The 20224-nt window shown below is 60.8% G+C and carries 18 protein-coding genes; 4 read left to right on the top strand and 14 right to left on the bottom strand.

The window, feature by feature from the left end:
* Positions 1 to 19 precede the first annotated feature (19 nt).
* A complete protein-coding gene (locus GTW23_RS07560; protein ID WP_252915265.1) occupies positions 20 to 2575 on the top strand; it encodes a GcvT family protein in 2556 nt (851 codons plus the stop codon).
* Positions 2576 to 2579: 4 nt separating this feature from the next.
* Positions 2580 to 3392: a 2-keto-4-pentenoate hydratase gene (locus GTW23_RS07555; protein WP_252915264.1), complete on the top strand. Its 813-nt coding sequence runs from the start codon at positions 2580 to 2582 to the stop codon at positions 3390 to 3392.
* Positions 3393 to 3509: 117 nt separating this feature from the next.
* Here the strand turns inward: GTW23_RS07555 and sufA are convergent, their stop codons facing one another.
* The 7 genes from sufA to GTW23_RS07520 all read right to left on the bottom strand — a co-directional run bounded on the left by sufA (position 3510) and on the right by GTW23_RS07520 (position 10708).
* Positions 3510 to 3899 carry a Fe-S cluster assembly scaffold SufA gene (gene sufA, locus GTW23_RS07550; protein ID WP_152008526.1) on the bottom strand — a complete coding sequence of 130 codons (390 nt, stop codon included), beginning with the start codon at positions 3897 to 3899 and terminating at the stop codon, positions 3510 to 3512.
* 108 nt (positions 3900 to 4007) lie between these two features.
* Entirely contained in the window at positions 4008 to 4388 is a 381-nt protein-coding gene (locus GTW23_RS07545) for an SUF system Fe-S cluster assembly protein (protein WP_152008525.1), read from the bottom strand.
* A gap of 103 nt (positions 4389 to 4491) precedes the next feature.
* Complete coding sequence (locus tag GTW23_RS07540; RefSeq protein WP_152008524.1) at positions 4492 to 5730, bottom strand: cysteine desulfurase; 1239 nt, start codon at positions 5728 to 5730, stop codon at positions 4492 to 4494.
* Positions 5723 to 6994 (bottom strand): Fe-S cluster assembly protein SufD, encoded by a 1272-nt coding sequence (sufD, locus tag GTW23_RS07535; protein ID WP_252915263.1) that lies wholly within the window; start codon positions 6992 to 6994, stop codon positions 5723 to 5725. Before sufD ends, GTW23_RS07540 begins: the two co-directional genes overlap by 8 nt.
* Positions 6995 to 7037: 43 nt before the next feature.
* Positions 7038 to 7793 (bottom strand): Fe-S cluster assembly ATPase SufC, encoded by a 756-nt coding sequence (sufC, locus tag GTW23_RS07530; RefSeq protein WP_152008522.1) that lies wholly within the window; start codon positions 7791 to 7793, stop codon positions 7038 to 7040.
* Between the two features lie 118 nt (positions 7794 to 7911).
* Positions 7912 to 9381 carry a Fe-S cluster assembly protein SufB gene (gene sufB, locus GTW23_RS07525; protein ID WP_252915262.1) on the bottom strand — a complete coding sequence of 490 codons (1470 nt, stop codon included), beginning with the start codon at positions 9379 to 9381 and terminating at the stop codon, positions 7912 to 7914.
* A gap of 154 nt (positions 9382 to 9535) precedes the next feature.
* Entirely contained in the window at positions 9536 to 10708 is a 1173-nt protein-coding gene (locus tag GTW23_RS07520; protein ID WP_252915584.1) for a cysteine desulfurase family protein, read from the bottom strand.
* A 245-nt stretch (positions 10709 to 10953) separates the two neighbouring features.
* On the opposite strand from GTW23_RS07520, the gene GTW23_RS07515 reads away from it, so the two are divergent.
* Together GTW23_RS07515 and GTW23_RS07510 are read left to right on the top strand one after the other, a co-directional pair.
* Positions 10954 to 11631 (top strand): alpha/beta hydrolase, encoded by a 678-nt coding sequence (locus tag GTW23_RS07515; protein ID WP_252915261.1) that lies wholly within the window; start codon positions 10954 to 10956, stop codon positions 11629 to 11631.
* A 448-nt stretch (positions 11632 to 12079) separates the two neighbouring features.
* Positions 12080 to 13387, top strand: a complete 1308-nt coding sequence (locus tag GTW23_RS07510; protein WP_252915260.1) for an ImmA/IrrE family metallo-endopeptidase — start codon at positions 12080 to 12082, stop codon at positions 13385 to 13387.
* Between the two features lie 185 nt (positions 13388 to 13572).
* On the opposite strand, the gene GTW23_RS07505 is transcribed toward GTW23_RS07510, so the two are convergent.
* From GTW23_RS07505 to GTW23_RS07475, 7 genes are all read right to left on the bottom strand, one after another.
* Positions 13573 to 14274 (bottom strand): ABC transporter ATP-binding protein, encoded by a 702-nt coding sequence (locus GTW23_RS07505; protein WP_252915259.1) that lies wholly within the window; start codon positions 14272 to 14274, stop codon positions 13573 to 13575.
* Positions 14267 to 15556, bottom strand: a complete 1290-nt coding sequence (locus tag GTW23_RS07500) for a lipoprotein-releasing ABC transporter permease subunit (RefSeq protein WP_252915258.1) — start codon at positions 15554 to 15556, stop codon at positions 14267 to 14269. Before GTW23_RS07500 ends, GTW23_RS07505 begins: the two co-directional genes overlap by 8 nt.
* Positions 15557 to 15583: 27 nt before the next feature.
* Positions 15584 to 16927: a proline--tRNA ligase gene (proS, locus tag GTW23_RS07495; protein WP_252915257.1), complete on the bottom strand. Its 1344-nt coding sequence runs from the start codon at positions 16925 to 16927 to the stop codon at positions 15584 to 15586.
* Positions 16928 to 17404: 477 nt separating this feature from the next.
* Positions 17405 to 17638 carry a hypothetical protein gene (locus GTW23_RS07490; protein WP_152008515.1) on the bottom strand — a complete coding sequence of 78 codons (234 nt, stop codon included), beginning with the start codon at positions 17636 to 17638 and terminating at the stop codon, positions 17405 to 17407.
* 114 nt (positions 17639 to 17752) lie between these two features.
* Entirely contained in the window at positions 17753 to 18034 is a 282-nt protein-coding gene (locus tag GTW23_RS07485; protein ID WP_152008514.1) for a DUF1467 family protein, read from the bottom strand.
* A 12-nt stretch (positions 18035 to 18046) separates the two neighbouring features.
* Positions 18047 to 18451, bottom strand: a complete 405-nt coding sequence (gene mce / locus GTW23_RS07480) for a methylmalonyl-CoA epimerase (protein WP_152008513.1) — start codon at positions 18449 to 18451, stop codon at positions 18047 to 18049.
* A 10-nt stretch (positions 18452 to 18461) separates the two neighbouring features.
* Complete coding sequence (locus tag GTW23_RS07475; RefSeq protein WP_152008512.1) at positions 18462 to 20129, bottom strand: ribonuclease J; 1668 nt, start codon at positions 20127 to 20129, stop codon at positions 18462 to 18464.
* Positions 20130 to 20224: the final 95 nt, after the last annotated feature.

Raw genomic sequence — 20224 nt, 5'->3', positions numbered from 1 at the left:
ATCGAGCCGGGAGAAACCGATGAAATCGCATGTCAGGGCAGTTGTAATCGGTGGCGGCGTCGTTGGATGCTCCGTGCTCTATCACCTGGCAAAGGCCGGATGGACCGACGTCATGCTGATCGAGCGCTCGGAACTGACCTCGGGATCGTCATGGCATGCCGCCGGCGGCTTCCACACTTTGAATGGCGACCCCAACGTCGCCAAGCTGCAGGCCTACACGGTTAGCCTCTACGACGAACTGGAAAAGCTCTCCGGCCAGTCCTGCGGCCTGCACCTGACCGGCGGCGTGATGATGGCCGACACCCCCGAGCGCATGGATTTCCTGCGCCTGGTGCACGCCAAGGGTCGCTATCTCGGCATGGAGACCGAACTGATCACCCCGTCCGAAGCCAAGGCAATGTTCCCGTTGATGGACGAAAGCAATTTCGTCGGCGCGCTCTGGGATCCGGTCGAAGGCCATCTCGATCCCTCCGGCACCACCCACGCCTACGCCAAGGCGGCGAAGAAACTCGGCGCGGAAATCGTGCTCCGCAATCGTGTCATCGAACTGACCCAGGAGGCCGACGGCACCTGGAACGTCATCACCGAGCAGGGTACGGTCAAGGCCGACCACGTGGTCAATGCCGGCGGATTGTGGGCGCGCGAAGTCGGCCGCATGGTCGGCCTCGAACTGCCGCTTCTGGCCATGGAGCACATGTATCTGCTGACCGAGGAGATGCCCGAGGTTCTGGAGTTCAATGCCAAGACCGGCCGCGAACTGGTTGGCGTCATTGACTTCAAGGGCGAGATCTACACAAGGCAGGAGCGCACGGGGATCCTGCTCGGCACCTACGAGAAGGCCTGCAAGCCCTGGTCGCCGGTCAACACGCCGTGGGATTTCGGCCATGAGCTGCTGGCGCCCGATCTCGACCGCATCGCCCCGTCGCTGGAAGTCGGCTTCAGGCATTTCCCGGCGATGGAAAACGCCGGCATCAAGCAGGTGATCAACGGCCCCTTCACCTTCGCGCCGGACGGCAATCCGCTGGTGGGCCCGGTGCCGGGACTTACCAACTACTGGACCGCCTGCGCCGTCATGGCCGGGTTCTCCCAGGGCGGCGGCGTTGGTCTGGCGCTGTCGAACTGGATGGTCAACGGCGATCCCGGCGCCGATATCTGGGGCATGGATGTCGCCCGCTTCGGCGAATGGTCGACGCTGCGCTACACCAACGCCAAGGTGCGCGAAAACTATTCGCGCCGCTTCTCGATCCGCTTCCCCAACGAGGAACTGCCCGCCGCCCGGCCGCAGCAGACCACGGCCCTTTACGACGTCATGGTGCGCGACAATCACGCGGTGATGGGCGACAGCTGGGGGCTGGAAACACCTCTCTGGTTCGCCCCGAGCGCAGAGGAGGCACACGACGTACTCTCCTTCCACCGCTCGAATGATTTCAAGCACATTGGCGATGAAGTCCGCGCGGTGCGCGAGCGCGTCGGCGTCACCGAGATTGCCAACTTCGCCAAGTACCGTGTCTCCGGCAAGGGCGCCGAGGCCTGGCTGTCGCAGCTGATGACCAACACCATGCCCAAGCAGGGCCGCATCGTGCTGACCCCGATGCTCAACGAGTTCGGCAAGCTGATCGGCGATTTCACCATCGCCAAAGCGGGCGACGAGGACTTCATGGTCTGGGGATCGTCGGCGGCGCAGCGCTACCACATGCGCTGGTTCGAAAAGCACCTGCCGAAGGACGGCTCGATCCGCGTTCACCGCTACGATCTCACGCTGGTTGGCCTGTCGATCGCCGGCCCCCGCGCGCGCGACGTGCTGGCCAAGCTAACCGACGACGATGTCTCCAACTCAGCCTTTCGCTTCATGGATTTCCGCCAGATGGATGTCGGCGGCGCGCCCTGCATGGTGGGCCGCGTCACCTATACCGGCGATCTCGGCTACGAGATTTGGATGGAGCCCTGCTACCAGCAGGCGGTCTACCGCGGCATCAAGGCGGCGGGCGAGGAATACGGCATCGTCGATTTCGGCATGCGCGCGCTTTTATCGATGCGGCTCGAGAAGAACTTCCCGACCTGGTTCCGCGAGTTGCGACCGATCTACGGCCCCTATGAGGCCGGCATGGAGCGCTTCATCAAGCTCTCGAAGAACGACTTCATCGGCCGCGAGGCCGCCGCCAAGGAACATGCGGACGGCCCAAGGCTGATGCGCACCTCGTTCCTGGTTGATGCGGCTGACGCCGACGTGATGGGCGACGAGCCGGTGTGGGCGAAAGTCGGCGACACCGACTACGGCACCGTCGAAGCCCCGCACGGTTACGGCGCCCCGCGGTTTGATGCGGATGGCATCGAAATCGCCAAGCCCGAAGGCGGTACCTTGCGCGATGGTCAATGGCGCGTCGTCGGCTGGATCACCTCGGGCGGCTATGCCCACACCATCGGCAACTCGATGGCCCAGGGCTACATCCCGGCGGCGTTGGCGACCAACGGCGATGCGGGCATGTTCGAAATCGAGATCATGGGTATCCGCCGCCCGGCCCGCATCGCGCTCGAAGCGCCGTTTGATCCGATGGGCGAGAAAATGCGGAGCTGAACCGATGACGCAATTCGAGAACGAAAACCGGGCGCAGGACATCCTCAAGGCCCGCCGCGACAGGCGGCAGATCGCCTGTACCGGGCCGGGAGAACTCCCGATGGACGCAGCCTACCGGATCAGCCGGCGGATCAGGGATCTGCGCACGGATGATGGGGAGCGTGTCGTCGGGCGGAAGCTCGGCTTCACCAACCGCACCATCTGGGATGAATACAACGTCCACGCCCCGATCTGGGGTTACATGTACGACACCACCTTCCACGACGTCTCGTCGGCGGAGACCCCGTTTTCACTCGCTCCTTTCTGCGAGCCGCGGATTGAACCCGAAATCGCCTTCGCGTTCACGCGCGCCCCCCGGGCCGGAGCAAGCGACGACGAACTGCTCAGCGCTATTGCCTGGTACGCGCACGGCTTTGAGATCGTCGATTCGCTCTACAAGGACTGGAAATTCGAAGCGGCCGACACGGTGGCCGCCTTCGGCCTGCACGGTGCCTACCTGTGCGGACCGCGCCGGCAAGTGGCGGATGAAGATGCTGCTCTGCTGCGGTCGGCTTTGCAAAGCTTTCAGATCGAACTCGCGCGCGATGGCGAACCGGTCGACACCGGCCTCGGTTCAGATGTTCTTGGCAGCCCGTTGTCGGCGCTCCGCCATGCCATCGAGGTGATTGCAGATGATCCCGACGCCGACCCGATACGCGCCGGTGAAATCGTCACCACCGGTACGGTGACCCGGGCGTTCCCGGTCAAGCCGGGCCAGACATGGTCATCAACAGTCAGTGGCCTTCCGCTCGACGGCCTGCGTATCACGTTCGCATAGCGCATCGCGCACGCAACAGAAAAATCGCTTGAAGCAAACACAAAAAAACCCGCGAAGTCAGCGACTTGCGGGAATTTCAGGACTCAGTGTCAAAAGCACTTGAATCGATCTCTCAAATCAATCGGTGCGCACCACCGGATTGCCGGCTTCCGCCAGCCTGGCTAGATCGGCGGGCTTGAGTTCCACCGATTCCCCGCAGCCGCAGGCCGAGGTCTGGTTCGGGTTGTTGAACACGAAGCCCGAGCGCAGCTTGGTGACTTCGTAATCCATCTCGGTGCCGAGTAGGTAGAGCACCGCTTCGGGCGCCACGAACACGGTGGCGCCGTCGCGCTCGATACGGTCGTCCTTCTCATTCACTACGGTCGCCATGTCGATGGCGTATTCCATCCCGGCACATCCGCCCTTCTTGATGCTCACGCGGATCCCCGCGGCATTGTCGGATGTCTTCACGATCGTCTTGACCCGCTCGGCAGCGGCCGGGGTCAAGGTCATTACGGCAAAACCCATCACGGTCTCCTTCGGCTACACGGGTTCAAGGCCCGCAGCTTCGTTCCATGAATGTAGTGTGGATCAGTCAACTTAACAAGCGACCAAGATCGCGGTCCGAGTTTTCTCTCAGTACCAGCCGACCGCAACTTGCGCCTCTTCGCTCATCCGATCCGGTGTCCAGGGCGGATCAAATGTCATCGACACGTCAACGCCCGAGATGCCCTCGACCGTGTTGACGGCGTTCTCGACCCAGCCCGGCATTTCGCCGGCCACCGGACAGCCAGGTGCAGTCAGCGTCATCTGGATCTTGACCATCCGGTCGTCCTCGATGTCGATCTTGTAGATCAGACCGAGCTCATAGATGTCGGCCGGAATTTCCGGGTCGTAGACGGTCTTCAGTGCCGAGATGATATCGTCGCTCAGCCGCGCCAGTTCCTCGCGCGGGATCGCCGAGTCCGCCACGTTTGGGTCGGCGGTTGAAGTGTCCGTTTCGGATGCGTCGCTCATTGGCTTTGCTCCTTCAAGAGTTTGTCCGGGAAAGTGGAAACCGGTATTCCCGAAAAGACAAACGAAAACAAGAAACCTTGACCTTGTCTGATTGAGACCAGGTCTAGGAGAAAAACGCCCGGGCCTTTTCGAGTGCTTCAACCAGCACATCGATCTCCGCGCGGGTATTGTACAGCCCCATCGAGGCCCGGCAAGTCGAGGTTGCGCCGAACCGCTTGAGCAGCGGCTGGGCGCAATGGGTCCCTGCCCTGACGGCAACGCCCGAGCGGTCGATCAGCATCGAGACATCATGGGCATGGATGCCCTCGATCTCGAAGGCGAAGATCGCGCCTTTGCCAGGAGCGGTGCCGATCAGCCGGAGCGCGTTCACCGCCGAGAGCCGTTGCTGCGCATAGGACGTGAGGTCGGCTTCATGTGCCGCGATCCGGTCACGGCCGAGCTTTTCCATGTAGTCGAGCGACGCGCCAAGCCCGATCGCCTGGACGATCGGCGGCGTACCGGCTTCAAACCGGTGCGGCGGATCATTGTAGGTGACGCTGTCTTCGCTGACATCGACGATCATCTCGCCGCCGCCCATGAAAGGTTGCATGGCGTTGAGGGCGTCTGTCTTGCCGTAAAGCACGCCGATCCCCGACGGACCATAGAGCTTGTGACCGGTCATCACATACCAGTCGCAATCGATGTCCTGGACATCGACCGGCATGTGCACCGCCGCCTGACTGCCGTCGACCAGCACCTTGACGCCGCGCTCATGCGCGATGCGGCAGACTTCCTTGACGTCAACAACCGTGCCCAGCACGTTCGACATGTGGGCGATCGCCACCAGCTTGGTGCGGTCGGTCAGCGCCTTGCGGAAATCATCGAGATCGAAATTGCCCTGGTCGTCGACGCCGACCCAGATGATTTTTGCACCCTGGCGTTCGCGCAGGAAATGCCACGGTACGATGTTGGAGTGGTGCTCCATGATGGTGATGACGATCTCGTCGCCCTCGCCGATGAAGGGCTGGCCATAGCCATAGGCAACGGTATTGATCGCCTCGGTGGTCGACTTGGTGAACACCACATTGTCGACCGATGGCGCGTTGAGGAACCGCTTGACGATCTCGCGCGCATTCTCATAGGCGTCGGTGGCCGCATTGGAGAGGTAATGCAGCCCGCGATGTACATTGGCGTACTCGTTCGCATAGGCATGGCTGACCGCGTCAATCATCGCCTGCGGTTTCTGTGCCGAGGCGCCATTGTCGAGATAGACCAGCGGCTTGTCATGAACCTTGCGTGACAGGATCGGGAAATCCCGGCGCACCGCTTCAACATCGTAGGTCTGATTCAGAATCTCAGCCATGATCGTTAAGCCATTGTTCAATCAAGGTTTCCAACGCCTCAACAAGCTCCTCATTGTCGAGTTCGTCAATCAGTTCATCGACGAAGCCGTTGACCAGCAGCCCGCGCGCCGACTTTTCGCTGATACCGCGCGCCATCAGGTAGAACAGGTGATTGTGGTCGATATCGATCACCGTCGCGCCATGCGCGCAAACCACGTCGTCGGCAAAGATCTCCAGTTCCGGCTTGGCGGCAAATTCACCGTCATCGGACAGAAGCAGCGTATTGCACGCCATCTGCGCGTCGGTCTTCTGGGCGATCTGAGCCACCCGGATCTGACCCTGGAACACACCGCGCGCCCGGTTCAGCACCACGTTGCGGACGATCTCGGAGGACGTGGTGTTGGGCACGTTATGGCCCAGCGTCAGCGTCACGTCGGTGTGGCTTTCGCCCGCCAGCAGGTTGACGCAGCGCAGGTCCAGATGCGCGCCCTCGCCCGCTGCCTCGACATGCAGCTCCTGGCGCACCAGCTTGCCGCCGGCATTGATCACGTAGAGCTTCAGTTTCGCATCGGCGCCGAGCCGCGCATTGAGCTGGCCCAGATGCTGGTCCGCGTCGCCGCAGCCCTGCAGGATGATCCAGGTCACCTCTGCGCCATCCGCAAGCTCCAGCGAGGAGACCGCCGTCGACAGCCCGGCGTCGGACGTGTCGGCGAGATACCGCTCGATCACCGTCGCACCTGCCTTCGCGCCGAATGAGGCCGCGTACCGGCTGTGCACCTGGCCGCCGGACTGGACCGACTGGATCTCGATGATTTCGTCGATCACCGTGTCGGCAGCGACCGTGAAACTGTAGCCGTCCTGAACAAAGGCGCCGTTGAACTGCCCGATCAGGTCATCGGATCCGCGCGCCGTCAGGCTTTTCGCGGCCGCTCCCGAGACCAGCAGGTCCATGAAGGGCTCGAGTTCCAGGCCTTCGGGCGCGCTCGGCTCCCCGCTCTGGCCCTGGACCATCGGCAGCACCAGGCTGCCGCGAACCAGCGGCTCGGCCAGCGTGGCCGATCCCTTGCCCGGCTTCGGCAGATCGCGCATCAGGTTGCGCAAATCGGTGTAGTGCCAGCTTTCGATCCTCCGTGTCGGAAGACCCGACGTGCTGATGTCGCTGAGCAGCTTGTCCCGCGCGGCGGTCACCGGCGCATCGCCCGGCAGTTGACCGATCATTTCGGCGAAACTGTCGACGATCGCCTGTTCTGCTGCGGTATGGGGCGGCTTTGTCTGCATGTTCATGCCTGTCTCTCCTGGCCTTGCGGCCCGTCTGTCCCGCGTCGCCTCAAGCGGCGGCTTCGATGATCCCGGCATAGCCATTGGCTTCGAGATCGAGCGCCAGGTCCTTGGTCCCGGACTTGATCACCTGGCCCTTGTAGAGCACGTGCACCGTGTCGGGCACGATGTGCTCGAGCAGGCGCTGGTAGTGGGTGATGACGATGACCGCGCGATCGGGCGAACGAAGCGCGTTGACACCGTCCGAGACGATCTTCAGCGCGTCGATGTCGAGGCCGGAATCGGTCTCGTCAAGAACGCAAAGCTGCGGCGCCAGCAGTTTCATCTGCAGGATCTCGGCGCGCTTCTTCTCGCCGCCCGAGAACCCGACATTGAGCGGACGCTTGAGCATGTCCGGATTGATTTCGAGGCTGGCGGCAGCCTCCTTGACCAGCTTGATGAAGTCCGGCGTCTTCAGCTCTTCCTCGCCGCGCGCCTTGCGCTGCTCGTTCATCGCCACCTTGAGGAACTGCATGGTGGCCACACCCGGGATCTCCACCGGGTACTGGAACGCGAGGAAAATGCCCTTGGCGGCGCGCTCGGACGGGTCCAGTTCGAGAATGCTCTCGCCATTGTAGAGGATGTCACCCTCGGTGACCTCGTAATCGTCGCGGCCCGCGAGAATGTAGGACAGCGTCGACTTGCCCGAGCCGTTCGGCCCCATGATGGCGGCCACTTCGCCGGCCTTGACCGTCAGGTTGAGGCCGCGAATGATTTCCGTGCCGTCTTCGGCGATACGGGCGTGAAGGTTCTTGATTTCCAGCATGTCTGATTCCGATACCTAGATAATTTCAAGCCACTTGTTTCAGCGGCGATACAAACTGCGAAGCTGCCGCCGGGTGCCTGACCTTGCCGGCTGGCACCCGCGGATCAGCCAATGGCCATCACCCCACGCTGCCTTCGAGCGAGATGCCGATCAGCTTCTGCGCTTCAACGGCAAACTCCATCGGCAGTTCCTGGATGACGTCCTTGACGAAGCCGTTGACGATCAGCGCGATGGCTTCTTCCTCGGGAATGCCGCGAGCCAGGCAGTAGAACAGCTGGTCTTCCGAGATCTTCGAGGTCGTGGCTTCGTGCTCGAACTGGGCGGTCGAGTTCTTGGCTTCGATATAGGGCACCGTATGCGCGCCGCAGTCATTGCCGATCAGCAGCGAGTCGCACTGGGTGAAGTTGCGGGCATTCGTTGCCTTGCGGTGGGCCGAAACCTGGCCGCGATAGGTGTTGGACGAATGGCCGGCGGAGATGCCCTTGGAGATGATCCGGCTCGAGGTGTTCTTGCCGAGATGAATCATCTTGGTGCCACTGTCGATCTGCTGGTAGCCGTTCGACACCGCGATCGAGTAGAACTCGCCACGGCTGTCGTCGCCGCGCAGGATGCAGGACGGATATTTCCAGGTGATCGCCGATCCGGTCTCGACCTGGGTCCAGGAGATCTTCGATCGGTCGCCGCGGCAATCGCCGCGCTTGGTGACGAAATTGTAGATCCCGCCCTTGCCGTCCTTGTCGCCGGGGTACCAGTTCTGCACCGTCGAGTACTTGATCTCGGCGTCGTCCATGGCAATCAGCTCGACCACGGCCGCATGCAGCTGGTTCTCGTCGCGCTGCGGCGCGGTGCAGCCCTCGAGATAGGACACATAGGCCCCTTCTTCGGCGATGATCAGCGTGCGCTCGAACTGGCCGGTGTTCTTCTCGTTGATGCGGAAATAGGTCGACAGCTCCATCGGGCAGCGAACGCCCTTGGGCACGTAAACGAAGGATCCGTCGGTGAACACCGCCGCGTTGAGCGTGGCGTAGTAGTTGTCGGTCACCGGCACCACGGTGCCGAGATACTTCTTCACCAGTTCGGGATGCTCGCGCATGGCTTCGGAGATCGACATGAAGATCACGCCGGCCTTGGACAGCTCTTCCTTGAAGGTGGTGACCACCGAGACCGAATCGAACACCGCGTCGACGGCGATCTTCGAATGCTGCACGCCGGCCAGGATTTCCTGTTCGCGCAGCGGAATGCCGAGCTTCTCGTAGACGCGGAGCAGTTCCGGATCGACATCGTCGATCGACTTCGGCCCGGTGATGCCCTTGGGCGCAGAGTAATAGTGAATGTCCTGGAAATCGATCTTCGGATAGTCGACACGCGCCCAGGTCGGCTCGTCCAGCGTCAGCCAGCGCTTGAACGCATCCAGCCGCCACTCGAGCATCCATTCCGGCTCGTTCTTCTTGGCCGAGATCATCCGGATGGTGTCTTCGTTGAGACCCTTCGGTGCGGTATCGCTCTCGATGACGGTCTCGAAACCGTATTTGTACTGGTCAACGTCGATCTGACGGACCTGATCGATGGTCTCCTGCACAGCAGGCATGGCGCTCTCCAATCTCGCCGGGTCAAGGCCGGCAGCTTGTTAACGTCGTGTGATGTGCCATTCACGGCTCACCACTATGTAGGGCGGGACGGCTGTCCACGCTATGTCATTCGCGAAATATTCTGGCTCGCGAAACGAATTCTATCGTGCCGCATCACGCGGCCACGGCGGCTCCCATTCGGGCAAGCCGACGTGTGTTAATCGCTTTGAACGCTTCAAGGAACCGCTCAATGTCATTTTCCGTGTGCGCGCTGCCCAGGCTGACGCGTATCGCGCCGAGATCGGCATCGGCACCCATCGCGCTCAGCACGTGGCTCAAGCCGATCTTTCCCGACGAACAGGCAGCGCCTGCGGACACCGCGACACCTTCCATGTCAAACGCGATCTGCGCCGTCTCCGCCTTCAGGCCGGGAAGCGAAAAGAAACTGGTGTTGGCAAGACGGTCCACCGCCGCGCCATGCAGGATCACGTCGGGCGCCTGGTCGCGCAAACCGGCCTCGAGCCCGTCGCGCAAGGCCGCGATCCGGCCGATCTCGCCCAGCCCCTCGAGCGCGGCATCGGCCGCGGCACCGAAGCCCGCGATGCTGACTAGGTTCTCGGTTCCGCCGCGATGGCCCTTTTCCTGACCGCCGCCGCGCAGGAGCGGCGCTGGCATCAGGATTTCGCCGGCACTGACAAGCGCCCCGATCCCCTTCGGCCCGCCGATCTTGTGACCCGACAGGATCAGGAAGTCGGCCCCGAGCACTTCAAGCGACAGCGGCAGACGGCCTGCGCCCTGCACCGCGTCGACAACCATCAGCCCGTGATGCGCCTTGACGATATCGGCGGCTTGCCGGACAGGCTGGATCACACCGGTCTCGTTGTTGGCAAGCTGCAGCCCGAGCATCGCCTGCCCGCTTGTCTGGTCATGTGCGGCGAGAGCTTCTTCCAGCGCTTCGAGATCGAGCCGCCCGTCACGGTCGACCGGAAGCACCGTGATCTCATCTGCTGCGAACCGGCCGCCGGCGAGAATGGCAGGATGCTCGACAGCCGAAACGAACAGCCGCGACACCCGCACCGGAGAACGGCCCATCCGGAAATCCGGTGTCAGAACATGGTTGGCGGCTTCCGTCGCGCCAGAGCAGAAAACAACCTGTGCGGCAGGAACACCGCAAAGCCTTGCCACGGCCTGGCGGGCATTGCTGACCACCGCCCGGGCCTTTCGGCCCTCGGCATGCACCGAGGACGGGTTTCCGGGCAGGTCCATCGCATCGACCATCGCCGACCGCGCCTCGTCAAGAAGCGGAGCCGTCGCGTTGTAATCGAAGTAAAGACGCTCCCTGGCCATCATTCCCGTTGCCTGTCTTCAACGCCGGCCACCATGGCAGGCGCATTTTTCTTGAATTTTCAGTGTCCGATGCCGTAAGACACACAGACTTTCAGCGACACCGCTGCAGTTTCGAACGATTCTAAACTAGGTTCTAGGGAGCCGCCCTGCCCCAGTCAAGGGCGCGGAAGCGATATCCACCCGCCCGCCGGCATCGCAACCTCGGACGGCAGGCCGCGCGAACCAAGCCCACGCATGGAGTATCAATGCCTGAAGTCATTTTCAACGGACCCGCCGGTCGTCTCGAAGGCCGCTATCAGCCGGGCAAGGAAAAGAACGCGCCGATCGCCATCGTGCTGCATCCGCACCCGCAGTTCGGCGGCACCATGAACAACCAGATCGTCTACCAGCTGTTCTACATGTTCCAGCAGCGCGGGTTTACGACGCTCAGATTCAATTTCCGCTCGATCGGCCGCAGCCAGGGCGATTTCGACCACGGCGCCGGCGAACTTTCCGATGCCGCCGCAGCACTCGACTGGGTGCAGAGCCTGCATCCGGATTCAAAGAGCTGCTGGGTGGCAGGCTATTCCTTCGGCGCCTGGATCGGCATGCAGCTTCTGATGCGCCGCCCCGAGATCGAGGGCTTCTTCTCGATCGCGCCGCAGCCCAACACCTATGACTTCTCGTTCCTCGCCCCCTGCCCGTCCTCGGGCCTGATCATCCATGGCGACGCCGACAAGGTGGCGCCCGAAAAGGACGTCAACGGCCTGGTCGAGAAGCTCAAGCTGCAGAAGGGCATCCTCATCACCCAGAAGACCATGCAAGGCGCCAACCACTTCTTCACCGGCAAGGTCGACGAACTGATGGAAGAATGCGAAGACTACCTGGATCGCCGTCTTGCGGGCGAACTGGTGCCGGAGACGGCGGCCAAGCGGCTGCGCTGAGTGTTTCAACGAGGATGAATGCGAGAGGCACGGCGGGGAAACCCGCCGTGCTTTTTTGTGTGCGGATTAGGTAGGGGAATGTGGTGATGGGTCGGGACTTGATTATCGTTGACGAATGGATGTGAGCTCGACGCTTATCCTACGTACGCCTGACGACGCCTTAAGCCTGGAATCGGCGAGGAACAGGCTTTCGCTGTAGTACACATCAAGATCAGCACAACAGGCCTTTGAGATATCCGCGCGGTCGATGGCAAAGACCGATCCGAGCCCAAAGAGGATACGGTCATCAAGCGCTTCGGGTGCAGGCTAGTTGCTCCATACGGATAAAAAAAGAAGGTCGCGACTGGGACACGGCGACATTCACCGAAGGTACCTGTTACGCTTTGTTGCTTGCACGGGCGAAATGGATGCCTATCCTTCACTAGTTGCAAAAGCCGAAGGGCAAGCCATGAACACCACCGAGAAGGGAAATAGGCTAGAAGACAAGCTTTATGACTACCTGCTTGATCAATTCAAACGCAATGAACTGGTTTTTGATATCTATCCGGCTAACTGCTGCACAGTTCGCAAGAAACCTAACTACTACTGCAGAGACCGTGAAGCGGATGTCAATTTTGACGTTGTAGTGGAAGTCCGCCGACAAGGAGGCGCCGACCCTCATGTGTATGTGGTATTTGAATGCAAGAACCACCAAAGATCAGTCGAGGATAGAAATCTCAGAGTTTTCTCTGACCAAGTCAGAAGCGTATTTGGGCAAGCTGCCAAGCCCCTCGTGGTCATCTCATCCAGATTGCAGTCTGGCGCTGAGAGTTTTACGAAAAATAGAGGTATCGGAATTGTAAAGTTCGACGAAAATGGAATCGACGTGGTTGTCGATCGGGCAGTTGGAGCGTGGCCAGAGAACCGATTCATTCAAAACCAAATTTTTACCGGCAACCGGAAGCCAAAGACGCTCAAGTTTGCCGCTTGCATCAATGGTCGCTATTTCGGTTCGCTTGATCAGATGCTGCGCAGTTTTGAATCAAGTTCGACTGACGAACAAGCTGACAATACTGATCAAACGGCTAGTTACGTAGCATTCTTGCCAGATATAAAAATCCAAGATGCCGCCCAAAACGCATTGTCTCTTATTAGTTATAGCTGCGGCGAAGTTGATGTCGAGCAAATCTGCAGAGTGTTGAATCTGAAATTAGCGTATTCGGAACGAACGCTTCAGGACGCAGATGGCGATACAATCCTAGGGTCTGCTAATTTCGGCAATAGGTCGATAGAAATCAATCAACATGGCAACCGACACCGAGAGAGGTTCACAGTTGCCCATGAAATTGGTCACTTTGTCCTACGGCACGATAAGTACCTTCGGTCGGAGTACATTGTAGAGCAAGACATTTATGAGGAGGTGAAGAAAGACGAAGCCTTCAATTATGAGCGACTTGAGTATCAGGCCAATCTATTCGCTTCAATGTTGCTACTGCCTGAGGCGCAATTTCTAGAAGCAGTAGCCGCACTAAGGAATAAGTTCGAGACTTATGGCAGAGCCTTTGGATATATTTTCGTTGACGACCAGCCTTGTAACTACCTTCCCTACAATCGAATGTTAGCTGAGTTGTCGGACCAATTTGGAACTTCGAAGCAGGCCATTGAAATCAAGCTCAAGCGAGCGAACCTCCTCACAGACCACCGCAGTCGAAGACAACAAAACCACTCTCTAGGTCAGGTTCTAAGTCATCTACGAAATCCCTTTGGCTCACAATGATTCGCTTCTAATCGAAAAACACCGCGGCTTTGGGAAAAAGAACCGAACTACTGCAAGCTCACTTCCAGCGCATTGCAGCCATTCATGACGAACGGCGCATCCGTCAAAGAGCATACCTTTAGGGCATTCGCTGCGGCCATCGCGAGCGCCGGCTAAGAGCCAGACAGCACCACCAGCCGCCCCCCCTAAACCTCCACCACCTTGCCGTCATGCAGCGTCACCCGGCGGTTCATCAGGCTGGCGAGGTCGTGGTTGTGGGTGGCGATGACGGCGGAGAGGCCCGACTGGCGCACCAGCGCATCGAGCGCCTCGAACACGTAGCCGGCGGTTTCCGGGTCGAGATTGCCGGTGGGTTCGTCCGCAAGCAACACCAGCGGCGCGTTGGCCACCGCGCGGGCGATCGCCACGCGCTGCTGCTCGCCGCCTGACAGTTCGGCCGGCCGGTGGTCAGCACGGTGGCCGATGCGCATGTAGTCGAGCAATTGCTCGGCACGTTCCCTGGCGTCGGCTTTGGGCAAGCCGGAAATCAGCTGCGGCATCATGATGTTTTCAAGCGCCGAAAATTCCGGCAGCAGATGATGAAACTGGTAGACGAAGCCGATCTCCGAGCGGCGGATCGCCGTCCGGCGGTCGTCCGGCAGCCCTGCACAGGATACGCCATTGACCAGCACGTCGCCCTCGTCGGGATGCTCGAGCAGGCCGGCCAGGTGCAGCAGCGTCGATTTGCCGGTGCCTGAGGGTGCCACCAGCGCAACCGTTTCGCCGGCGTGAAGCGTGAAGTCCGCGCCATCGAGGATCGAGATCTGGTTCTCGCCCTGCAGGAAGTGGCGCCCCACCCCGGACAGCTGGAGAACCGGGTGCGAGCCTGTGCCCATGCGATCACTCATAACGCAGCGCCTGAACCGGATCGAGCCTCGACGCCCGCCAGGACGGGATCAGGGTCGCGATGAAGGACAGAACCAGCGCCACCACCAGCACGATGATGGTTTCGCCCGAATCCATGTCGGCGGGCAACTGGCTGAGGAAATAGAGTTCCGGGTTGAACAGCGTGGTGCCCGACAGCCAGGAGAAGAACTGCCTTATGCTTTCGACGTTGAGACAGACCACGACGCCCAGAAGAAATCCGGCGATGGTGCCGGTCACGCCGATCGCGGCCCCGGTCATGAAGAAGATCCGCATCACCGATCCCGATGTCGCGCCCATGGTCCTCAGAATCGCGATGTCGCGCCCCTTGTCCTTGACCAGCATGATCAGCCCCGACACGATGTTGAGCGCGGCCACCAGGATGATCAGCGTCAGGATCATGAACATGACGTTGCGCTCGACCTGCAACGCCGAGAAGAAGGTCTGGTTGCGCTGCCGCCAGTCGGTGATGAACACCTGCCGTTCCGCCGCCGCCTCGACCAGCGGCCGCAAGCTGTCGATATCGTCGGGCTTGTCGACGAACAGCTCGATCGACTGAACCATGCCTTCGGCATTGAAATAGAGCTGCGCCTCCTCGAGCGGCATGTAGATGATCGAGGCGTCATACTCCGACATGCCGACCTCGAAGATGCCGGAGATCGGATAGGCCTTGACCCGCGGATTGACGCCAAACGGCGTCACGTCGCCTTCCGGCGCCACCAGCGTGATCATGTCGCCGGCGCCGAGCCCCAGCGACTGCGCCATGCGCGAGCCCACAAGCACGCCCTCCCCGGCAGTAAAGCCAACCAGGTCACCGCTGCGGATATTGTCGGACACGATCTTCATCGATTGCAGGTCCTCGGCGCGGATGCCGCGCACCAGAGCGCCTGTCCCTGCCCCGCCAACGCCCGAGGCGAGCGTCTGGCCCTCGACCAGCGGGATGGCGTTCAGCACCCCGTCGACCGCCTTGAAGCGGGTTGCCAGCGCCGCGTAATCGTCGAGCGGCCGGTCGATCGGCTGAACCACCATATGCCCGTTGATGCCCAGGATTCGGGTGATCAGTTCGCCGCGAAACCCGTTCATCACCGCCATCACGATGATCAGAGTGGCAACGCCGAGCATGATGCCAACGAAGGAAAACCCGGCAATCACCGAAATGAACGCTTCCTTCCGCCGTGAGCGCAGGTAGCGCCAGGCGACCATGCGCTCGAAGGTCGAGAACGGCCTGGCGGCGGCGGGAGCAATTGCGGCGTCTGGTTCGGTCATAGGCGTTTCCTTTGCCCCATGCTTGACCTAGCGGGCTTGCGCGAGGCGGTTGATGGCAGCCTCGATCGAAAGCGTTTCGCGCTCGCCGGTTGCCCGAATCTTGATTTCGACATTGCCATCGGCGACAGCCCGCGGGCCCGCGATCACCTGGATCGGCAGGCCGATCAGGTCGGCGGTCGCGAACTTGGCGCCGGCGCGTTCGTCGGTATCGTCGTAAAGCACCTCGAGCCCGGCATTCTCGAGCGCGCTCTCGAGCTTCTCGCAGGCCGCGTCGCAGGCAGCATCCCCGGGCTTCATGTTGATCAGGCCGATGTCGAACGGCGCCACGCCCTTGGGCCAGATGATGCCGTTGTCGTCATGCGAGGCCTCGATGATGGCGCCGAGCAACCGCGACGGCCCGATGCCGTAGGAGCCCATGGAAACGAAGTGCTGCTTGCCGTCGGGCCCCTGCACATAGGCGTTCATCGGTTCGGAATACTTGGTGCCGAAATGGAAGATGTGGCCGACCTCGATGCCGCGGGCGGAAACACGGGAATCCTCGCTCAAGCCGTCCCAGGCCTGGCGCGCCCAGTCTTCCTTCTCCATGATCTCGTCGGTGGCGGCAAACGGCGTCGTCCACTTGTCAACGATTGACGCCACCGCCGCGTCGTCATCATAGTTCATGTCCGCGCCGGGCACGGCAAAAGCCTCGAAATCGCGGTGGCAGAACACCTGGCTTTCGCCGGTTTCGGCCAGAACGATGAATTCATGGCTGAGGCTGCCGCCGATCGGCCCGGTGTCGGCACGCATCGGGATAGATTTGAGCCCGCAGCGCTCGAAGGTCCTGAGGTAGGAGACGAACATCCGGTTGTAGGCGGCCTTCGACGCCTCGTAGTCGAGATCGAACGAATAGGCGTCCTTCATCAGGAACTCGCGCCCGCGCATCACCCCGAAGCGGGGCCGGCGCTCGTCGCGGAACTTCCACTGGATATGATAGAGGTTGAGCGGCAGGTTCTTGTAGGACTTGACGTAGGACCGGAAGATGTCGGTGACCATTTCCTCATTGGTCGGCCCGTAGAGCATCTCACGGTCGTTGCGGTCGTTGATGCGCAGCATTTCCTGGCCGTAATCGTCATAGCGGCCGCTTTCCCGCCAGAGATCGGCCGGCTGAACCGTCGGCATCAGGATCTCGATGGCGCCGGCCCGGTTCTGTTCTTCCCGGACAATGTTGCAGACCTTGTCGAGAACCCGCTTGCCCAGCGGCAGCCAGGAATAGACCCCCGCCGACTGCTGCTTGATCATGCCGGCACGCGCCATGAGGCGGTGCGAGACGATTTCCGCATCCTTGGGATTTTCCTTCAGAATCGGCAGGAAGTATTTTGACAGGCGCATGGGATGATCCGGTTTGGCTTCAAGCCTTGAGGGCTGAATCGGGCAAAATGAGGGTTGTCATGACGAGCATGGTGACTCATGCGTACATAGCCGCTTCGTCAAGCAATGAAAACCCGTACAGCAAGGCTGTACGGGCACGATTCGGTATAGCTCGAGGATATATTTCACCACCGCCACGTCACTGTCACAAAACGCGTGACAAGCCGTCTTTGTTGAGCTAAATAAAGCTCACTAAAGAGGCATATCCCACTGGGAACTGCCCAATTCGCGGTCAAAGTCTTGGGAGGATAGGATCTCAGGCGCGCTTTGTTCGCAGCCCCCGGGCAACCGGGAAACAGATCACGCGACACCTGAACAACAAGGCTTCATGCCTTGTTTTTTTTTGGCTTGATCACCGTTCAGATACACGCGGCGGCACAACAACAGTACGGCCCCGGCACTACAAGTACCGGAACCGCTGCAGGCTCTGCCGGTTTGTCAATCGGGTTTACGGGCGCCCTTGCCGAGTTCTCTCTTGGCGCGGACGTCCTTGTCCATCTTCTCGAGGCTGTCGACCACGCTCTTGTCTGGCTCCTGCTTGGCGTCCGGGACAGCGTGGCGCTGATTGCGCACATTGGCCTGGTCATCGCCTTGCAGGGAGTTGTCACCCATCTTGTCCTGGGCAAGATCGTTTTCGTTGAGCCGCGACGTCTTGTTGAGGGTCTTCGACATGAACATCTCCTTGAAACTGTTGCATTCACTCGTCAACGGCACGAGGGAGGCAAAGTTCCATTGGGAGTCGGGCAAACGAACCGGCGAAAGCGCCGCCGAAACAGAGACCGCGGGTCAGTTGCCGGCAGGCCTGAAATCCGGCGACAGCGCGATAAGATCGTCGAGCGAATAACCGCCGATCACGGTGACAACAAAATAGGTGCCGAAGACCAGTGCCGAGATCAGCGTTGTGCGCCAGAAGATCGGTGCGAACCGGAAATTGGCAGGCGCGCTGTGGGCGGTGCCAAGCGTGATCTCACCTTCATCCGCCTGGCTGCGTGCGGAAAACGGCAGAACGGTGAACAGCACCACCCACCAGATGATGAAGTAGATTGCAAACGCTGTTCCAAATCCCATCAGAAACGCTCCTCAGACCTGCTCGAGTTCGATCAGGGTGCCGTTGAAATCCTTCGGGTGAAGAAACAGCACCGGCTTGTTGTGGGCGCCGGTCTTCGGCTCACCGCTGCCCAGAACCCGTGCGCCTTCGTTTCTGAGCCGGTCACGCGCCGCCAGGATGTCTTCCACCTCGTAACAGACATGATGCATGCCGCCCGAAGGGTTCTTTTCCAGAAACGCCGCGATCGGAGATCCTTCACCCAGCGGCTCCAGAAGCTCGATCTTGGTGTTGGGCAGCTCGATGAACACCACCGTGACGCCATGTTCGGGCAATGCCTGCGGTTCGGTCACTTCGGCCCCGAGCATGGTCCGGTACTGGGCGGCCGCTGCCGCAAGGTCCGGCACCGCAATCGCAACATGGTTCAGGCGTCCAAGCATCTTTGTCCTCTTACACCTTGGTGACGAACACCGTCACGACGGGTTTCTTGCCCCATACCTCGTTTGCGGCGGCGCGAACAGAGCGGCGAATTGCCTCGCGTACCCCATCGGTGTCCTTGCGCCGTCCGCGCGGAATGCTTTCGACCGCGCCCAGGACGGAATCATAGAGGATGTCCTCCATGTCGTCCCCCTCGGCATCGAAGGCCGGCAGACCGATGGCCGAGACCACCGGGTCACGCTGAAACTCGAAGCGGTGATCGAGGACGACATTGACCGACACGTGGCCGGCAAACGAGAGCTTTCGGCGCTCCGAAATGCCCATCTCGTCATAATCACCGATCAGCTGGCCATCCTTGTAGATGCGGCCATGATGGGCTTCACCGATGACTTCCGGATTGCCCGGCGCCAGACGCAGGATCGAGCCGTTGCGCACCCGCGGGGTAATCTCGATTCCCGATGCCCGGGCCAATTCGGCCTGGGCGGTCAGATGCGCCGCCTCGCCGTGAACCGGCACCAGGATCCTGGGCTTGACCCATTCATACATCTGCACCAGTTCCGAGCGCCGTGGATGGCCCGAGACGTGCACCAGCGCATCGGAATCGGTGATAATCTTGATGCCCTGGTCGATCAGGCCATTCTTGATCTCGAGGATCCCTTTCTCATTGCCCGGGATGGTGCGCGAGGAGAACACAACAGTGTCGCCGGAAGCCAGGGCAACATTGCGCATTTCGTCGCGTGAGAGCTTGGCAAGTGCTGCCCGCGGCTCGCCCTGGCTGCCGGTCAGGATCACCACCACCTTGTCGCGGGGAATATAGCCATACTCGTCTTCGGCCAGGAATTCGGGAATTCCCTCCATCATGCCGAGTTCGGTGGCGACATTGACCACCCGCTTGATCGAGCTTCCGAGCAGCAGGACTTCGCGGCCGGCATCGCGTGCCGCTTCCGCGATCGAGCGGATACGGCCAACATTGGAAGAGAAGGTGGTGATTGCCACCCGGCCTTCCGCCTGCTCGATGACCTCGCGCAGCCCCTGGCTGATTTCCTTCTCGGACGGCGACACGCCGTCGCGCATGGCATTAGTGGAATCGCACATCATCGCGAGGATCCCCTCCTCGCCCAACTGCCGGAACCTGTTCTCGTCAGTCAGCGGTCCAAGCGATGGCGTGAGGTCGATCTTCCAGTCACCGGTGTGAATGAGATTGCCCAGCGGCGTCCGGATCGCCAGCGAAAACGGCTCGGGGATCGAGTGGTTGACCGCAACCGGCTCGATCTCGAAGGGGCCGACGGTGAACCGCTCGCCCGCCTTGAACAGCGTGATCGGCACCTCCGCGCGGGTTCGTTCATAGGCCCGCTTGGCCTCAAGCATACCTGCGGTGAAGGCCGACGCATAGACAGGAACATTCAGACGCGGCCAGATCTGCGCCAGTCCGCCATAGTGGTCTTCATGCGCATGCGTGATGATGATCGCCTTGAGCTGCTTGCCCAGGCTCTTGACGAAATCCACATCGGGCAGCACCAGATCGACACCCGGAAGCTCCGGTCCCGGAAACGTCACGCCGCAGTCAACCATGATCCATTCGCGCTGTTTTGGTGAACCATAGCCGTAAAGCGCGAGATTCATGCCGATTTCGCCAACGCCGCCAAGCGGTACGAACACGAGATCCTGGTCTTTTGACATCAACTATCCTTGTCTGGTCATTGGCTGCGGCGCCCGGCATCAGGATTGACGCATGCAGGCAGCGGCAGGATTTGTGGTCTATGTATGGTTTTCAT

Source organism: Parahoeflea alexandrii, from assembly GCF_024105735.1.
Lineage (GTDB): Bacteria > Pseudomonadota > Alphaproteobacteria > Rhizobiales > Rhizobiaceae > Hoeflea > Hoeflea alexandrii.
The sequence above is the reverse complement of the archived record's forward strand: the minus strand, read 5'-3'. Positions and strand labels throughout refer to the sequence as shown.